The sequence below is a fragment of the Alteromonas australica genome (assembly GCF_000730385.1).
Classification (GTDB): domain Bacteria; phylum Pseudomonadota; class Gammaproteobacteria; order Enterobacterales; family Alteromonadaceae; genus Alteromonas; species Alteromonas australica.
On record NZ_CP008849.1, the window covers coordinates 1,781,452 to 1,798,599 of the forward strand.

At 41.2% G+C, this 17,148-nt stretch carries 13 protein-coding genes; 8 read left to right on the forward strand and 5 right to left on the reverse strand.

All coding sequences use genetic code 11. The features are described 5' to 3' along the window. Positions 1-196 precede the first annotated feature (196 nt). The 4 genes from EP13_RS07930 (at position 197) to murB (ending at position 5,487) form a co-directional block, all read left to right on the forward strand. Complete coding sequence (locus EP13_RS07930; RefSeq protein ID WP_044056823.1) at positions 197-1,282, forward strand: glycosyltransferase family 4 protein; 1,086 nt, start codon at positions 197-199, stop codon at positions 1,280-1,282. Between the two features lie 26 nt (positions 1,283-1,308). After that, positions 1,309-3,138 carry a hypothetical protein gene (locus EP13_RS07935; protein WP_044056824.1) on the forward strand — a complete coding sequence of 610 codons (1,830 nt, stop codon included), beginning with the start codon at positions 1,309-1,311 and terminating at the stop codon, positions 3,136-3,138. Positions 3,139-3,222: 84 nt separating this feature from the next. After that, complete coding sequence (locus EP13_RS07940) at positions 3,223-4,494, forward strand: UDP-N-acetylglucosamine 1-carboxyvinyltransferase (RefSeq protein WP_044056825.1); 1,272 nt, start codon at positions 3,223-3,225, stop codon at positions 4,492-4,494. 12 nt (positions 4,495-4,506) lie between these two features. Next, entirely contained in the window at positions 4,507-5,487 is a 981-nt protein-coding gene (gene murB / locus EP13_RS07945) for a UDP-N-acetylmuramate dehydrogenase (protein ID WP_044056826.1), read from the forward strand. A gap of 63 nt (positions 5,488-5,550) precedes the next feature. Here murB and EP13_RS07950 read toward each other — a convergent pair whose 3' ends face one another. The 3 genes from EP13_RS07950 to EP13_RS07960 form a co-directional block, all read right to left on the reverse strand. Then, a complete protein-coding gene (locus tag EP13_RS07950; RefSeq protein ID WP_052364328.1) occupies positions 5,551-6,531 on the reverse strand; it encodes a glycosyltransferase family 2 protein in 981 nt (326 codons plus the stop codon). A 44-nt stretch (positions 6,532-6,575) separates the two neighbouring features. Further along, positions 6,576-8,018 carry an oligosaccharide flippase family protein gene (locus tag EP13_RS07955; RefSeq protein WP_044056827.1) on the reverse strand — a complete coding sequence of 481 codons (1,443 nt, stop codon included), beginning with the start codon at positions 8,016-8,018 and terminating at the stop codon, positions 6,576-6,578. Positions 8,019-8,798: 780 nt separating this feature from the next. Continuing rightward, positions 8,799-9,431 carry a hypothetical protein gene (locus EP13_RS07960; protein WP_044056828.1) on the reverse strand — a complete coding sequence of 211 codons (633 nt, stop codon included), beginning with the start codon at positions 9,429-9,431 and terminating at the stop codon, positions 8,799-8,801. Positions 9,432-9,864: 433 nt separating this feature from the next. Between EP13_RS07960 and pheS the strand changes: the two genes are divergently transcribed. The 4 genes from pheS to EP13_RS07980 all read left to right on the forward strand — a co-directional run bounded on the left by pheS (position 9,865) and on the right by EP13_RS07980 (position 14,240). Then, positions 9,865-10,845, forward strand: coding sequence for a phenylalanine--tRNA ligase subunit alpha (gene pheS, locus EP13_RS07965; protein WP_044056829.1), 981 nt, complete (start codon positions 9,865-9,867; stop codon positions 10,843-10,845). Positions 10,846-10,859: 14 nt separating this feature from the next. Then, positions 10,860-13,247, forward strand: coding sequence for a phenylalanine--tRNA ligase subunit beta (gene pheT / locus EP13_RS07970; RefSeq protein ID WP_044056830.1), 2,388 nt, complete (start codon positions 10,860-10,862; stop codon positions 13,245-13,247). Between the two features lie 3 nt (positions 13,248-13,250). Next, a complete protein-coding gene (gene ihfA, locus EP13_RS07975) occupies positions 13,251-13,550 on the forward strand; it encodes an integration host factor subunit alpha (protein WP_044056831.1) in 300 nt (99 codons plus the stop codon). A 141-nt stretch (positions 13,551-13,691) separates the two neighbouring features. Continuing rightward, positions 13,692-14,240 carry a hypothetical protein gene (locus EP13_RS07980; protein WP_044056832.1) on the forward strand — a complete coding sequence of 183 codons (549 nt, stop codon included), beginning with the start codon at positions 13,692-13,694 and terminating at the stop codon, positions 14,238-14,240. A 4-nt stretch (positions 14,241-14,244) separates the two neighbouring features. Here the strand turns inward: EP13_RS07980 and ybaK are convergent, their stop codons facing one another. Together ybaK and EP13_RS07990 are read right to left on the reverse strand one after the other, a co-directional pair. Next, positions 14,245-14,721: a Cys-tRNA(Pro) deacylase gene (gene ybaK / locus EP13_RS07985; protein ID WP_044056833.1), complete on the reverse strand. Its 477-nt coding sequence runs from the start codon at positions 14,719-14,721 to the stop codon at positions 14,245-14,247. A 36-nt stretch (positions 14,722-14,757) separates the two neighbouring features. After that, the gene (locus EP13_RS07990; RefSeq protein ID WP_044056834.1) at positions 14,758-17,091 is read right to left on the reverse strand and encodes a penicillin acylase family protein; all 2,334 of its coding nucleotides are present in this window, start codon (positions 17,089-17,091) and stop codon (positions 14,758-14,760) included. Between the last annotated feature and the right edge of the window lie 57 nt (positions 17,092-17,148).

The window sequence follows — 17,148 nt, forward strand, 5'->3', positions numbered from 1 at the left end:
AGAGTAAAATGGGTGAATTCACTTTTTCATGTTATCGACAGAAACAGACACTTCAACAAAGGCTTGTCATTTTTATGTATCAGATAAATGGTACTTTCTCACACATATTATTCTTGTGCCTATACATATAAGAAATTCATTTAGCACGGCATTATCTTTGCTTACTTCACACTATTTTTAATTGAGTAATTTATAAATGAGAGTTTTGCATATTTGCGAATCGGTTACGGGAGGTATTGCGACCTACCTGAACGAACTTATACCTCACCAAATAAGCATATATGGAATAGAAAACGTTAAGTTAATTGTTGCTAGCGAGCAACTAGAAGAGCTTACCGTACCACTTAGTATTATTGATACATTTGAACAGCTAAACAGAAGGAGTGTGCCAGCCCAATGGAAAATGGCCCGTACATATTTAAAGGGTGTTAATGAGTTTCAACCCAGCGTGGTTCACCTTCATAGTACGTTTGCTGGTTTTTGGTTTCGTCTACCTTTGCTATTCACACAAAAGAAACCTTACAAAATAGTCTATTGTAGCCATGGTTGGGCATTTGATATGCAAAAGCCCATTTGGGTTAAGCGTTTATTTGCTTTTATAGAAAAAAGCCTTTTAGGGTGCACTGACAATGTGGTGTGTATAAGTGAACACGACAAACGATCTGCTGTGTCTTTTGGAATTGCGAAAGAAAAGCTAAAAGTTGTTAGAAATACAGTAGAGCTAGCAGAAGATGAAATTCTCCCTATATCGTTAGATAATGATTTTATAAATTATTTATACGTAGGGCGTTTCGATAAGCAAAAAGGCTTTGATGTTTTGGCTGAGGCCGTTCGATTAAGTAACAATAGCAAGTTTCGTGTTTATTGTATTGGTGGCGCAGTGGTATCAAACACTGATACCGCAGAGTGCTTTAAAGATCCCCGTTTAATTGCATTAGGCTGGAAGCAAAAAAAAGAAGTCTTACAGTATATGAAGGGGTGCGATGGACTTATTGTGCCGTCTAGGTGGGAAGGGTTCGGATTAGTAGCACTAGAGGCGCTAGTGTGTGGTTGCCCTGTATTTCACAGTGGGGCAGGAGGGCTACCTGAAATATTACCTAATAGCGAATTTTCGACACAACTAAGCGCTCCATTAATGAGCTCGCTTCTAGAATTGTTTGAACATACGACAAAATCATCACTAGTTTCTTTGAAGCAAAGACTAAATCAGGAGTTTAACTTAACGTATACCATGCGAGACCTTACTATGCTGCTCGATGGCATTTATAAAGGACTCAATTAACTATTATGTATTTAGAAAACTAGTTTATGATAGATTTAAAGCAACTGTTACAAAATAAAATTTCTAGCGTTGATGAATTGGTGCAAACCATCCTTCGTGCATTCGGTTTAGTAAATTTTAAACATGTGACGGATATACTAAATTTTAAAAAGCATCAAAATGGAGATGTGCTCACCAGTGGCCTGACTAGGTGGGTGGTTTCAACAGAGCCATCACCCTTTATAGTAAATAACGGCTTATACCTCAAAGCCATCGGTGACGTTTTTGTTGAAGATTTCAATGATGGAGATCTAAGTCAATCTGAATATGTCCAGCTCGCCAACAAATATTGCATGGCAGCAAGTTCCCGAAACAGACTGGTTTTTGATGCAAATGTTGTTTACGAGTTTTCAAGCAATACATCCTTCGATATCTATGTAGAGTCGGGCGGTTGGTATTGCAGCGGGACCTGTAAGTTACATTGGAAAAGTGCCCCTAAGGCCGGATACGCCGTTAAAATATTAGGCCGATTTAAGTATGGCCATCATTACGCGTCTTTGGTTAATAACTCAAACTACCATCCATTAGAAGGTTTCAATATTGGTAGTTACAACAATATGTTAGCAGGTATAGGCTTATGTATTGGGCATTCAGAATCGCTTCGTTCTATGAATGGGGCAGTGGTTACCAGTAAGTTCACCATAGCACGTGTATCGGTTTTCGACTTTGATGACGTTGTTAGCTTTTACCCTGGGGTGTGGGCTTGTGAGCTGCGGCAAGTTAATACTATGGGGGGCTCTTGGCAGACCCCTTTTTATTTTAATGGCATTGATTTTGGTGAAAGTATAAAGCTAACAAATTGCTTTATAGCCGATAACCATCGAAGAGTGGCAGATAATGAACTAGGTAAGGTTAATTTTAACACAGGTGAGTTCATCATTTACGGAAGTTCATTTAATAACATGCGTGTTGTTATTAATGGTGATGCTGTAGTGAAGATGAACTGCCCGCATTTTGAAAACCCTCAATCTACCGCCAAAAATAAGCGTTTTTTAGAGGTTATAGGTTCACATGCCTATTGTGTGCTGGATAAGCCCCAAATAGTGATTAGAGACACGCCAATTTACAGCACTTTGTTCTACTGCAAAGCGGGCTCCAGCAAAAATAAGCACCCTTACGCTGGCGGGTTAGTATTTATAAGCCCTAGCTACAACGCGGCGCCCAATTATCGCCCCGATTTAGCCGCGTATCAAGATGATGGCATTGAATATGAAAGCGATGGCTACTTAGAACTGGTTGGTGGCGGTGGTCGAGTTTATCTTGAAGGGGGGGCGCATATAAATTCACTTTTTTATCGAGAGGTAGCGACACCTATTTCCAGAAATCTTGTTAATAGAAGTTTGAAAAATTATAGTTTTAATGATGAAACTCTAAGTTTGAATTGGAATAATATCACCGGAAGCGTTCGATTAAATGAAAGTGAAAATAAAGTAAATAAAAAAATCGTGTTAATGGAAGTCGGTGGCGTGGAGCTTGAATCGGCGTCAATTTCTCAGAATTTAACGTGTGCGGGTATGCAACTCATTGTTGGCTACGGTAAGTATCAAGTGTTATCTTCTTACACGTCTGGATTAGTACAAGTGTGCATTACTACGGTTAATAGGAGCCAAATCTTTGAAGTAACGAAAAATAAGTCGGTTGGCAATTCGTTTCAAGAGGCTTATTCATCCATAGAGCAAGAAAATTGGCATTTTATTCCAATTGTTAGCTCTGTTCCACATGGGGAGGAATTGTTGGATATCGAATTAAAAGTCAGTAGTGTTAACGGAGATAGATTTAAGGTGGTGTGGGATGCGATTATTATTAATACACTGTAACCCTTTTATAGAGTAAGAATTAGAAATATTGATTTATAAAGCTAATTGGTTCATTTTGGATTTAAATTTAATTAAGGAATAGATATGAGAGCTATAATAAAGGGCGGGAAAACTCCAGAAGGGAAGGTAAATGTTAGCGGCGCGAAGAATTCTGCTACGCGTTTACTAGCTGCAGCTTGTATATCAGATGGTGAGGTGGTTTTAAATAATTTTCCTACTCACCTTGTAGATGCAAAGCATAAAATTCGATTTTTACAAAATATCGGAGCTGAAATTGACGTAGATGATAAAAACGAAATTTTAAAAATCCGAAGTAGTGATCTAAAGTGTCAATTATTAGAAGAGTATGATTACCCTATCCGTACCACCTATTTGCTCGCCGCAGCTCAAATTAAGCGATCAGGTGAAGCTAAAATCCCTTACCCTGGTGGTTGTAAAATTGGGAGTAGGGGCTACGACTTACATATAATGGTTTGGGAAACGCTCGGATGTAAGGTTACCGAAAAGAACGATTACATTCATGTTGTTGGTAATAATTTCACTGGAGGGAAAATTAAATTTCCGATTTCTACTGTGGGTGGAACTGAAAATGCGTTAATTTGTGCGGCTATTGCAGTAGGCACTACTGAAATAATAAACGCTTATATAACTCCTGAGGTTGAAGATTTAATCGATTTTCTCCGGAGAATGGGCAGTAATATTGAGGTAAATGGAAGTAGCAACATTATCGTCAAAGGCGTTGATTATCTAAAGGGAACAATTAAAAACGTAATGTTCGATAGAATAGAAGCCTTGACATGGTTAGTTTATGGAGTTTTAGCGAAGGGTACAATCTTAATCAACAACGTTCCTTTCGAGTCAATGGAAGTTCCGCTCCTTCATTTGAAAAAAATGGGAATAGATTTTCTTCAAAATTCAAATAGTATTTACTTTTCACCTGAATGCCTCAAAAACGAACAAGTAGAGTCGTTTGAATTAGCCTGTGGGGCTCACCCAGGAATAATTTCCGATATGCAATCCTTCTATACCTTATTGGGTGTTGTAGCGCAGGGAGATTCGCGCATATTTGATTATCGCTACCCGAAAAGAATCGCTTACGCTGACGAGTTACAGAAACTAATAGACAAACCAGTGATCGAAACTGAGGAAGGAAAAATCACTACAAGAGGACCAGGGAATTTTATTGCAGGTAAAGTTACATCGACCGATTTACGCGGAAGTATGGCTCTTGTTATGGCTGCTTTGTGTGCGGAAGGTGAGTCCGTAGTCGAGGATGTAGAAATGGCATTAAGAGGGTATAACAACCTTGAAGGCAAGTTATCTGCACTCGGTATAGATATCGAAATTCAAAAATAAGGTTTTGGCAATATGTCTACGGGACTTCCTGAGCAATTAGTACTTGAGTTGGTGAAGCGTTTTTCTAATCTTGTAAACTTCCAAGTTCCTCTGAATACATTGAGTTATTGGAAAATCGGAGGGAAAGCTGAATGTGTAATATCGCCATCAAATCTCGAAGAATTGCAAGATGCTTTATCGATCGCTCACGCTTATCCGACGATTCCTAGCTTAGTTATAGGGGATACTTCGAATATTCTTTTTGATGACTTAGGTTACAAGGGCATCTTAATCAAGTTGGGAAATAACCTAAGTAAATTTGAATGTATTGAAAATAAGATATATTGTGAAGCTGGTGTCTGGGTTCCCGGATTGGCCTTTAGGTGCTATAAGCAAGGGTTATCTGGAATCGAGCATACATGCGGGATACCGGGTCGTATAGGTGGCTTAGTCTACATGAATGGGGGGAGTCAGCGGAGGGGGATTTTAGAAAATGTAGAAAGTGTAATTGCTTTTACTAAGGAGGGCACAAGAGAAGAGTATTATTTAAGAGACATGAACTACTCTTATAGAAAGTCCCCATTCCAAGGAAAGCCTCTCATAATTGCCGCCGTGAATTTAAAACTCCACGCTGAAAGACCTTCGACCATTAGGCGGTCTATGTTGAATATTTTGTCGAGCAGGAGGAAAAAGTTTCCACGAAAGCTTCCTAACTGTGGTTCAGTGTTTTTATCGGACCCAAAGATGTATGACTTTGTTGGTCCCCCTGGCTTTGCTATAGAGAAGAGTGGCCTAAAGGGCTATCGAAAAGGCAACGCTCAAATTTCCCCACTACATGCTAATTTTATTGTGAACTTAGGTGGTGCGAGTAGCGATGATGTATTGTATCTAATTGCTTTAGCGAGGAAAAAAGTCGAAACAGACACAGGTTTCTTGATGGATTGTGAGGTAAGGTACGTTAGGCCAAACGGCGAAGTTTTACAGGCACATGAATATACAGATAGAACATTCTAATGTTCTATCTGTAGTTTTGTATGAAGATTACGTTAATTCATAGAGAGGAATATACTATCTTTATTATCGAATTTTTAAATAGAGTTGAATTGATTTTGCAATTAGCTTCTGTCCTAGCTTAAATTTATTCACTTCAGCTAAGGCCAAAGCAATAGTCAAGCCTATAGTTTTTGGTTCTGATTTAGAAAACCTGGTATAAAATTTTACCAATGAAGGGTTTTCATCTTTCAAAGCTTTGAATATTCGCTTTGATATTAGCTTCGAAATCTCTTTGTTTGGAGATTTAAACAGTCCAGCATGCATACCGTAAAGGTCTATAAAATCACTGCCTTCTATTTTTCGGTCGACATAGCATTGTCGAGCAAACTCAGCTAGATATTTTTGAAGAAATAACTTTTTTTCATCCGTAGATACACCATCTTTAATAAACTTTCTGCGTTCATAAAGATACTCCGGAATGATAATTGCCTTGCAATGTTCAATCATTCTTAGCCAGAGATCCAAATCTTGCGAAAATTTGAAAAAGGTTCTATAACCCCCAACTTTTTCATAGATAGATTTTCTAAACATGACTTCACCATGACCGAATGGGTTTGCACCTGATAAAAAGTCAGTCGCATCTATGTTAGTCCTAGAGTAGCTGCGTTTAGTGCGAAAGCCATTTTTCTCACCGCCGAAGTCAACATTCTCGAAAAGGCAACTTACCATACCTATTTCAGGGTTTTTATCTAATACATTGGCTTGTTTTTCTATTCTGGTGGGAAGTGAAACATCGCCTGCGCCTTGAATTGCAATATACTCTCCTTGCGATAAGGATATAGCATTCCGTATAGCTCCCACAAAGCCTGTATTACTTTGATGGACAACCCTTAATCGCGAATTTTGAATTGAATTTAGCTTTTCCTTTGTTAAAGTGTCGCTGCTGCCATCATTGACTACTATTACTTCAAAAGCGTCGTAGTTTTGTTCAAGCAAAGAGTTCACGCATTCGAGAACATATTCGCTACGATTGTAATACGCCATACATATTGAAACTTTAATCATAGTATTCTAACTTCCTTTGTGTTAGGCCTGTTTAACTACTTCTTCTATTGAAATTTATTAAGAATAAAAATAAAGTCTTCTCTAATACTCTTAAATAATGCCAGAGTTAAAAATAGCGAAAAAAAGAATGCAGCTCCAGCAAAAGCTATTGATAAAACGCTTGGCAACCAATGATATAAGCTGTCGCTATCTAAAATAAATGTCCTGCTAAAGTATGCAGAAAAGCTAAATATGAGAGAGTTAAATATAGCAGGAATAATATATGTTCTAAAGTCTTCAAATTGGATATATTTCTTTCTAATTAAATAGATTAATTTTACGGTTGATATTATGTTTATCGCGATAACTTGGATGGTTATGTAGTCATGAAAGCTAAATTTGTAAGAAGACACTCCAGTTATTAAGAAGAAAGCTGTGAAGATGATATTTAGATTAAATAGAAGTTTCGATTTTTGGTTTGATATTAAAATTAATCCAAAATACCAAGTGAGGCATTGCGCTAGAGCTGAAAATGAAAGTATTTCCACTATTTCAGTTGCAGGTTTCCATTGCTCGCCAAAAACAAAAGCAATATAGAAGTCAGCATAAACTCCTACACCGATGAGAACTGGTGAAACGAACAATGTCATGTAACCAACAAATTTTGAAAATTGTCTACTCTGATTGTCCGATTTTGAAACATAACCTAACACTACGGGACGCATAGATGATAAGGATAATTGTTGGATTAACTTTGTAAATTTTCTGGAGATATTCAGTATGGCAAGATTTGCCACACCATGAAATATTGTTACAAATAGTTCCATCACTTTTGCAGCACCAAAATTCAGTATCTCAGCGCCTAGTAGAGGGAGTGAAAATTGGATGCATTCTTTGAACTGAAGTATCGAAAATTCGAGTCTTGGACGATACCGAACAATATATTGCAAGATAATAGTATTTATAATTACACTACAATACTGATTGATAACTAATGCCCATGCACCGTAACCTTTGAAAGCAAAATACAAACCAACCAAGCCTGATATAAGTGTCGCGATAAAGCTCCGAATAGATAGGCTTTTATATTGATTACGATGTTGAAGAACAGAGGTTTGAACTATATTGAAAGAGGAAATTGATGGTAAAAATAAAAGAGCTAGCAAAACGTTATGAATTAGAGTTGATTTGTCACTAAAAATAAAAGTAGTAATCAGATAGAATAATAGAGAAACAGTAAGGGTTATTCCAAAAACGGAGTATACACATGTGTTTATGAGGGTGTCATTTACGTCTTTTCTAGTCAATAAATAGTCTTTTACCCCGCTACCGATTAGGACAGTTATAAACTCTAAAAAAAGCATCGCGAATGCAACAGCGCCGAATTCTTCTACAGTTAGATAGCGGGCTAAGAATATATAGATAATGAGAGCGAAAATTCTCTCGACCATTTTAACACCAATAGTCCACACAGAGGAGCTAAGCGCGGAACTCTTACTATTACTCATAATATGGCACCTTTCGAGTAATTATTCTTTTTCTCATGTTCGGGGTTATTCCACATCAAAAGATATCAATAATAAATTAATATTGTATTGAAACATAAACCAAAATAAATAAATTTAAGAGCAAAAATTTTTTTAGACTAAAAATACACATCACCTATTCTTGGTTAAATAAATGTTAATGCTTACGCCTGAGTTTGCTTGAATAGGAATAGTTATTACCTCTTTGCGTGAATTTAATTTAAATGGCTTAATGAAAGAGGTTTCTTTTTATATGGTTTCATTTACGATTTTAAAAAATTCGATGCCTTGATATTTGGTTTGTCAATATTAGAAGTATCGTTTTTAGCCATAAAGGAATAGTGACTTTACTTACATTGAAATAAAACAGTCGTCAGTGACGATTACACTACTTTCACAGATTTTTATTCGTCCGTCTACTACTAAAGTGGCAGAAAATAATATTTTCTTGCCCATAAAATTAAGTTAATTTTACAAGTTGTCTTTTCAGGTCTCATATTTAATATTTGTAAGTGTTCTGGCAGAGTGGAGGGGATGTCAATTATCTGTTGGAAACCCACTATTTTCTCAGTATGACTTTTTTGATCAAGAGTGAAAGTTGAACTAGTAGTAAGAGGTGAATGAAAAATAGAATTATATAGAAGTCCATTTTCATGTGCTCTGTTTAAAAATGAAAAGCTATCAAATGAGCGGTATAAGAGCTGAATATTAAAAGCCACTGCGTGTGCAATGGCTTTTTATTTTCTGAAAGAGCGTAAGTAACTAAGCAATAAAACGTTTTCTTCTTACCGCAAGAGCTATACAAGATAGAGTGAACAACCCTAGAGCACCTGGTGCGGAAACTGAAACCGACGGAGATGACAAGGACTCACAATTCACAGTATCGTTACAAATTTCAACATTACTAAATGATACAGAAGCACCAGAAACGTTGTCCGCATCCAATATAAACAAAAGCCTATCAAAAACCCCTGTAAACGAGGAGCCAACATCTATAACGAAGTCAACTGCTCCGTCACCATAAGTATATGTTGAGATTTGGTTTGCAGAGGTACTTTCTGTACCACCCAACTGAAAAATAGTACTCGCAGTAATGCTGTTGTCGTCCTCTAGCCCGATACCGTACCATTCAGCCGCTACTCCTGCCGCTTCCATTGTAAAGTATAAAGTAGAATCAGCAGTGATATTGAACAATTCACTAATAGAAACCCAAAGGTTTCCTTCTAAAGTCAGTGTTGAACCATCAGCACTTGAAGTTGCAGTGCCAGATATTGCTTGGTTAGCAAATCCTGAAGCTGTGTAGTCGTTAAAATTAATAAAAGCGGAACTAGCATTAAAGCTCGTCAAGCCGAGACCTAGAATTGCGGTCGATAAAAAGCGCTTTAAGTTTCTCATTTCTTTAATCCTGCGTATTTAGGAAAATTGCCTAACAATAGAAAGCACGATACGTGCCATGATGTAACTCATTGATTTTTTGGTTCAATTATTCCAATGATGTCTGCTGGTGTAAATAAATTTGACAAGATAACCGCTCCTCGCTCTGTACTAAGTATAACTGAAAACTTCATCCAATCTTAGAGTCAGATTAAAAGGCCTTATACCTTAATACAAGAAAAATACAAAAAAAGGCGGGAAAATATATAACTTCCTTCAACAGACTAAGCCTTATCAACAAAATCTGCCAATATCAGCTATATAGGGTAGCGGTTTCGCCACACTCTCGTGTAAACTACTGCCTTTATATCAGGCAAACCACATATTTAGGCGCTTTTAAGGCCGTGTGCCGTTTCGCCGTGGTTATCCAGTCATCATGTCAATTGAGGAAAACATGGAGCTTGACGCTATTATCAATCAGGCACAAAGCCAGATTGACGCTGCACAAGATGCAGCCACTCTAGACCAGGTTAGGGTCGAATTCATGGGTAAGAAAGGTAAACTTACCGACTTACTTAAAGGGTTAGGAAAGTTATCTAACGAAGAACGTCCTGCTGCTGGTCAAAAAATTAACCAAGCTAAACAGGTTATTCAGCAGGCTATTTCGGCAAAAGGTGACTTTTTACGTAACGAAGAGTTAAACCGTAAGTTGTCTGAAGAAGCGGTGGATGTCACTTTACCTGGCCGTGTTGAAAACCCAGGTAATTTACACCCTGTAAGCAGAACCATTGCGCGTATTGAGTCGTTCTTTGGTGAGCTAGGCTTTGCCGTGAAAACAGGGCCTGAAATTGAGGATGGCTTTCATAACTTTGATGCGCTGAATATTCCAGCCAATCACCCAGCCCGTGCCGATCACGACACTTTTTATTTTAACCCAGACATGATGCTTCGTACGCAAACCTCTGGTGTTCAAATTCGTACTATGGAAGCGGAAAAACCGCCTTTACGTATTATCTCCCCTGGGCGTGTTTATCGTAACGATTACGATCAAACCCACACGCCAATGTTCCACCAAGTGGAAGGGTTAATGGTAGATAAAAACGTAAGCTTTACTGATCTTAAAGGTATTCTGCACGACTTCCTTCATCACTTCTTCGAAGAATCGTTAGAAATTCGCTTCCGTCCTTCGTATTTCCCGTTTACTGAACCTTCTGCTGAAGTGGATGTGATGGGTAAAAACGGCCAGTGGCTGGAAGTACTGGGTTGTGGCATGGTTCACCCCAATGTATTGAAGTCGGTAGGTATCGATCCTGAACAGTATACTGGCTTTGCCTTTGGTATGGGCGTAGAGCGTTTGACCATGTTGCGCTATGGCGTGAATGACTTACGTGCGTTCTTTGAGAACGATTTACGTTTCCTTAAGCAGTTTAACTAAGGCAGAGAGTACACATGAAATTCAGTGAAAATTGGTTACGTGAGTGGGTTAACCCGTCGCTGTCGGCGCATGCGCTGTCTGAACAGTTGAGCATGGCTGGCCTTGAAGTGGATGGGGTAGAGCCTGTAGCGGGTGAGTTCTCAGGTGTGTTGGTGGGTGAAGTGGTTGAATGTGGCCAGCACCCTAATGCCGACAAACTTCGCGTAACAAAAATTAATGTGGGTGGCGACGAGCTATTAGATATTGTTTGTGGCGCGCCTAATTGCCGTTTGGGTATTAAAGTGGCGGTAGCCTGTGTAGGTGCCGTGTTACCGGGCAACTTTAAAATTAAAAAAGCGAAATTACGTGGCGAGCCTTCGTTTGGCATGCTGTGTAGTTTTTCTGAGCTAGGTATCAGCGATGATCACGACGGTATTATTGAATTACCGGCTGATGCGCCAATAGGCGAGGACATTCGTGAATATCTTGGCCTAAACGACAACACCATTGAAGTAGACCTTACTCCTAACCGTGCCGATTGTTTAGGTATTCGTGGTCTTGCCCGTGAAGTGGGTGTATTGAACAACCTAGACGTGTGCGAGCCTGTTGTTGAAGCCGTCAGCGCAACGATTGATGACACGCTGAATATTACGCTAAGCGCTGATGATGCCTGCCCACGCTATTTAGGCCGTGTGGTAAAAGGCGTTAATGTAAACGCCGCGTCGCCATTGTGGCTTGTTGAAAAGCTACGTCGTTGTGGTATTCGCAGTATCGACCCTATTGTGGATGTTACTAACTTTGTTCTTCTTGAACTTGGTCAGCCAATGCATGCGTTTAACTTGGCTAGCATTGAAGGCAACATTAATGTGCGTTTGGCTAACGAAGGTGAAACCCTTACGTTACTCGACGAAACTGAAGCTAAGCTGGAAAGCAACACTTTGGTGATTGCCGACGATAATAAAGCATTAGCCATGGCGGGTATTTTTGGTGGGCTTCACTCAGGTGTGACTACCGAAACTCAAGACATTTTACTTGAAAGCGCGTTCTTTAGTCGCGATGCCATTATGGGCCGTGCTCGCCAGTACGGTTTGCATACTGATGCTTCTCACCGCTATGAGCGTGGTGTAGACCCGCTACTACAGGCTAAAGCCATGGAGCGTGCTACGGCACTTATCCTTGACATTTGTGGTGGCAACGCTGGCCCTGTGGTTGAAGCTGTTGCAGAAGACAAGCTTCCCCAACAGGCTAAAGTGGTATTACGTCGTGAACGTTTAAGCCGTGTTTTGGGCATTAGCATTGACGATGGGAAGGTGTCAGAAATCTTAACACGCTTAGGTTTGCAGGTAACCGAAACCAATGAAGGTTGGGAAGCCACTGCGCCGAGTTACCGTTTTGACATTGCCATTGAAGAAGATCTTATTGAAGAAATTGCGCGGGTGTACGGATACAACAACATTCCAAATGTTGCGCCAAAAGCTACCTTGGCCATGTTGCCGTCGCAAGAAGCTAAGCTTGATATCAATAATTTGAAGTCTTTATTGCTAAGCCGCGGCTACAATGAAGCCATTACCTATTCGTTTGTCGACCCCAAGGTGCAAAACGCGCTTTTCCCAGAATCGAAAGGGTTAGTGTTACCGCATCCAATTTCTAGCGATATGTCGATAATGCGAGTGAGTTTGTGGCCCGGTCTTTTAGGTGCTACTGCGTATAATCAAAAACGTCAGCAAAGCCGTATACGTTTGTTCGAAACTGGATTACGCTTTATACCTCAAGCAGATACACCTAATGGAGTATTGCAACAGCAGGTAATTGGTGGTGTAGTAGCAGGGCGTCGTAACGAAGAGCACTGGGATATGGAAGATAGCCCAGTCGACTTTTTTGATGCTAAAGCCGATGTAGAAGCATTGCTGTCTTTAACGGGTAAAAGCGGTGAATTTACCTTTGAAACAGCTTCACATAGTGCGTTGCATCCGGGAATGACTGCAAAAGTTTTGCTTAATGATGAAGAAGTTGGCTATATTGGTGCTGTGCATCCACAATTTTCAAAAATGTTGGGTGTTAACGGGCGAGTGTTTGTGTTTGAGCTAGTAGTAGATGCAATAACAACACGAGTGTTGCCGTCTGCGGTACCTGTATCGCGCTTCCCATCTAACCGCCGTGATATTGCTATTACGGTCAAAGATGAAGTGCGTGTAGGAAATGTTCTTTCTTACATACAAAAAATTGGCGTAAATCAACTAGTTGGCCTAAACTTGTTTGATGAGTACAAAGGCAAGGGAATTGAACCTGGTTACAAGAGTCTTGCTTTGTCACTTCATTTACAAGATCCGGAAAAAACCTTGGAAGATGCTGAAATTCAGCAGGCTGTGGATATTGTGGTTAAAGGTCTGGAATCTGAGTTTGGGGCCGCGTTAAGAGAGTAAACTATGGCATTGACCAAAGCCGAGATGGCTGAACACCTATTCGAAAAACTGGGTATAAACAAGCGTGATGCAAAGGATCTCGTCGAGCTTTTTTTCGAAGAGATTAAAGGCGCGCTAGAAGCTGGTGAGCAAGTAAAACTGTCAGGTTTTGGCAATTTTGACTTGCGCGATAAGAACGAACGTCCGGGCCGGAACCCTAAAACCGGTGAAGACATTCCTATTAAAGCGCGCCGCGTGGTTACTTTCCGCCCGGGTCAAAAATTGAAGAGTCGTGTAGAAAACTCTTCGCCTGTCGACCAGTAATCTGCTGGTTGTTACAAGACTAAAAAAGAGCGGGACTGATCTCGCTCTTTTTTGTGTTTCCTCAATTTAGGTTTTTCACGTTCTGTGATGACGCCTTGAATCTGTATTTTTATTTCGCCTATTAAGTAAATGGAGGGAAGTGTGAAAAAAGCACTGGTAGCGCTTTCTATTGTAGTTTTGGCCGCCGCGGCTTGGCTTGTTTTTTTGTCTAATCATGCTTACAACAAAGCAGATGAATCGGCGCAGGTTCCGCTTATTACGGTGATGGAACTTTTACACGCCTCTGACTTACAAGCCGGTGTAAAGCAAGCGGTAGAAAATAACGATTACGCCGCTATTGATGGCTGGATAGCACAAGCAGTAGAAGTAGGGAAGGCGGCCTCGCTGTCGCAGCAAGACATTGATTACCTTCACTCTAATCACGCCCGCGAGTATGTTATTTTTAATGCGAAACGTCAGCTGTTTAACCAAGAGTTTGAACAACGGTATTATGCCTTGGAAGATATCGCATCGCTTAAAACTAAGTATCCGGAAGCGAAAGATTTGTTCCCTCGCGCTGAAGCATTACTTTCCAAGCGTGACGCCATAATACGTCAAATTGCAGAGACACTTTCTGGTGAAACACCACCCAGTGAGACTGCGTTAAAAGAAGCGGAAACTCAGTGGCAAGCACAGGCTACGTCGAATTAGCCGTTTATGATTGGGTGGTGGCGATTGCGGCAAACTTGGCTGCGGTGATCTGGGCTAAATCTATCGGTGATAGCGCTACTTCTAGCCCCCGTTTGCCTGCACTAACATAAAGGGTATTTAACGCCTTGGCACTGTCATCTATCACCATGGGCAAACGTTTTTTCTGCCCTATGGGGCTAACCCCACCTAGAATATACCCTGTGGCCGCAATAACCGCATCGGCGCTAGCCATGGCGGTTTTTTTTACCTTTAATGCTTTAGCTAGTTTCTTTTCACTTAGTTTGGTATTTACCGGCACTAGCGCTACCGCTAGCTTGTTATTGTCGTCTGCCACCACGAGTGTTTTAAACACACTGTTGGCGTCAAGGTTAAGCTTGTCAGCCGCTTCTAAACCATAACTGCTGGCGTTGCTGTCGTGGCTATATTGCAATACTTCAAAGGGTACTTTTTTCTTTTTTAACAGTGTGATGGCAGGTGTCATTATTTTTTACTGTCCTCTTTTTCTTTCACTGCTCTGTTACTCTTCTTTTTTGTACCAGCGACGGGTATATAGTACCTCGCCGGGTAGCAGCGGCGTTGCGGCGTGGGTGGCGTAATCGTTAAACCCACGGGAGAAAAATGGCGAAAGCGGGTTACCAGACTGCCCGCCGGGTAAGGTGAGAATGGCGCGGTCTAAATGACCAGGGCTAACAAAGAAGCGTTCAGAGGCACCAAACCCCGGTGCTTGTACCGATGGCATATAAGTATCGCCAAACCCTTCGACGTCATCCATGTTCAATAAGCTGCCTACTAAGGGGATTTGTGAGGCAAAGGGATGCTCTACCTTTAAGGCGTTGACGGCGCCCCATCTTAGGGTTTCCATGTCGGCTTCTTTGGGGGAATAGGTATCTAGAAGGGAGTGTTTTGCTTCTCTGTAGGCATCTACTAACAGTTCATCGAAGGTGTCGGTGTTGTCAGGAAGCCAATCATTGGGTTGCGTGTGAATAAGCTGCCATACGGCGGGTTCTATGCCTCTTAGTAAGGTACGGCTATTCACACCTTGGCTGTCGAGTGTAGAGAAAAGCCGGCCAAATAGTTTTTGTATTACCTGGCGTCTAAAGTGTTTAACAAGGGTATAGCCTACTGAGTCTTCGCACGCACATTCTTTCCATTTGCCCAAATAGGCAATGTCCATTTTAAACTCGATGTCATGCTGAATAAGCAAGCCAGAAAGCAAGTCGTGCCACGGAATTAAAAACTGGGCGTGGTTATCTAATTGAATGGCGTAAAAATCTTCTTCCGAAAAAGTGTCTTTTTCGAATAAGCGGTCGCGAATTTGCCTTCCCCTTGCGCCTAGTGCATACCCTCCGTCACCTAAGCGTGAAAGGTCGTTGGCGCTAATCACCCTTGCGTTTGCTGTCCATATTCTGTCACTGGAGGGGTTTTTAACTACCGGCAGTGTAGTGGCTTTGCGGGGCTGGAGATTTTCGGCGGCTGATTGGGGAATGGCAGTAAAACTTGCTTTACGTCTTTCCATCACCGCACCGCCAGGCATCCAAGCTGTATTGCCTTGAACATCTACCATGACTAAATTTTGTGTTGGAATGGCAATTTGCTTTCCAATGTTAATGGCTTCGTCTACGCTGCGAGCAAGGGCAAGGTCGGTGACCGACAAGTTTACGGCAAAGGGGTGGTGTGCTACCCAGTTTAAGGCGTAGCGCTGATTGTTGATGGTTTTTACTGGGCCAAATTCACTGGTGTGTAACGTAAATGTGGTGGTGCCATCCCCGAGGTTAATTGTTTCTTCTACTTGTGTGGTTGGGGTGTCGTCATCAAGGGCTATCCAATCCACGTTATCTAAGTTGGCGTTGGTAAAACCCCACGCGATATAATTGTTAGTGCCCACGATAACGCCAGGAAGGCCAGGTAAGGACACGCCGGTTACCTGTACGTCTTTGCCTTTGTCGGTATAGTTTAATTGGGTTCTATACCAAATAATGGGCACCCGTAAACCAAGGTGCATGTCATTGGCCAGCATGCCGCTTCCTGTGGCAGTAAGTTTACCGCTAACCGCCCAGTTGTTACTGCCAATATCTGGGGGTGGGGTAGCATCGTAATGGGTTTCACCCGCTATGTTGGCGTTGGCCATATCTTCTTGTTTGGCTTCTGGTAAGCGCGGGTAATCGGGTATGGGGTCGTCACTTAATGGTATTTCACTGCCATCTAAGGCCGCTTGATAGTTGCTCGGTTGGGTAACAAAGCGATATAAGGGCTCACCAAAGGTGCCTTTTAGCGCTGTACGGGCAAGGTCTATAGCAACTTGTCCGCCTTGCAAGTCTAAGTACATGCTATAGGCCACTAAAATACTGTCGGTAGGTCGCCAGTGGCGAACCGTTACGCCAGCAGCCAAATATTCAAAGGGCGCTACGGTCATTTCTTCAAGGGCGGCGTTAACACCATGGGCATAGTGAATAAGCACTTGTTGCTGGCTGGCGGGTAAGGTGTCGAAAACCTTTTGTGCGCGCTGAGAAAATTGATGGAAACGGTGTTTTTTATCTAAATTAAGGGCGGCGCTTCCTACCCATTCAGACAATTCACCCGATGCAGTTCTGCGTTGTAAATCCATTTGAAAAAACCTGTCTTGCCCATGGGCAAAGCCCAACGCGTAGGCAGCGTCGCGCTTATTTTGGGCAGTAATAATGGCATGGCCCATCTCGTCGCGAGACAACAGGGTATTGGTGTGGATATGCTCAGTACTGGCATTACCGTCTAACGTGGGCAAACTTAGGTATAAGGAAAGGTAAATCGCGCCTATTCCTAATGCGATTATTGCAATAACGCTTAAAACCAACCACTTAATCCAAGTTAACACGTGTATTACTCCTTTTTTTTATCTATCCTAACCACCGAAACTATAAAATTAAAGTGA

Bases quoted from the DNA above. Each gene is read 5' to 3' on its own strand.
- EP13_RS07930 (WP_044056823.1), top strand. From the start codon at position 197: ATGAGAGTTTTGCATATTTGCGAATCGGTTACGGGAGGTATTGCGACC.
- EP13_RS07935 (WP_044056824.1), top strand. From the start codon at position 1,309: ATGATAGATTTAAAGCAACTGTTACAAAATAAAATTTCTAGCGTTGAT.
- EP13_RS07940 (WP_044056825.1), top strand. From the start codon at position 3,223: ATGAGAGCTATAATAAAGGGCGGGAAAACTCCAGAAGGGAAGGTAAAT.
- murB (WP_044056826.1), top strand. From the start codon at position 4,507: ATGTCTACGGGACTTCCTGAGCAATTAGTACTTGAGTTGGTGAAGCGT.
- EP13_RS07950 (WP_052364328.1), bottom strand. From the start codon at position 6,531: ATGATTAAAGTTTCAATATGTATGGCGTATTACAATCGTAGCGAATAT.
- EP13_RS07955 (WP_044056827.1), bottom strand. From the start codon at position 8,018: ATGAGTAATAGTAAGAGTTCCGCGCTTAGCTCCTCTGTGTGGACTATT.
- EP13_RS07960 (WP_044056828.1), bottom strand. From the start codon at position 9,431: ATGAGAAACTTAAAGCGCTTTTTATCGACCGCAATTCTAGGTCTCGGC.
- pheS (WP_044056829.1), top strand. From the start codon at position 9,865: ATGGAGCTTGACGCTATTATCAATCAGGCACAAAGCCAGATTGACGCT.
- pheT (WP_044056830.1), top strand. From the start codon at position 10,860: ATGAAATTCAGTGAAAATTGGTTACGTGAGTGGGTTAACCCGTCGCTG.
- ihfA (WP_044056831.1), top strand. From the start codon at position 13,251: ATGGCATTGACCAAAGCCGAGATGGCTGAACACCTATTCGAAAAACTG.
- ybaK (WP_044056833.1), bottom strand. From the start codon at position 14,721: ATGACACCTGCCATCACACTGTTAAAAAAGAAAAAAGTACCCTTTGAA.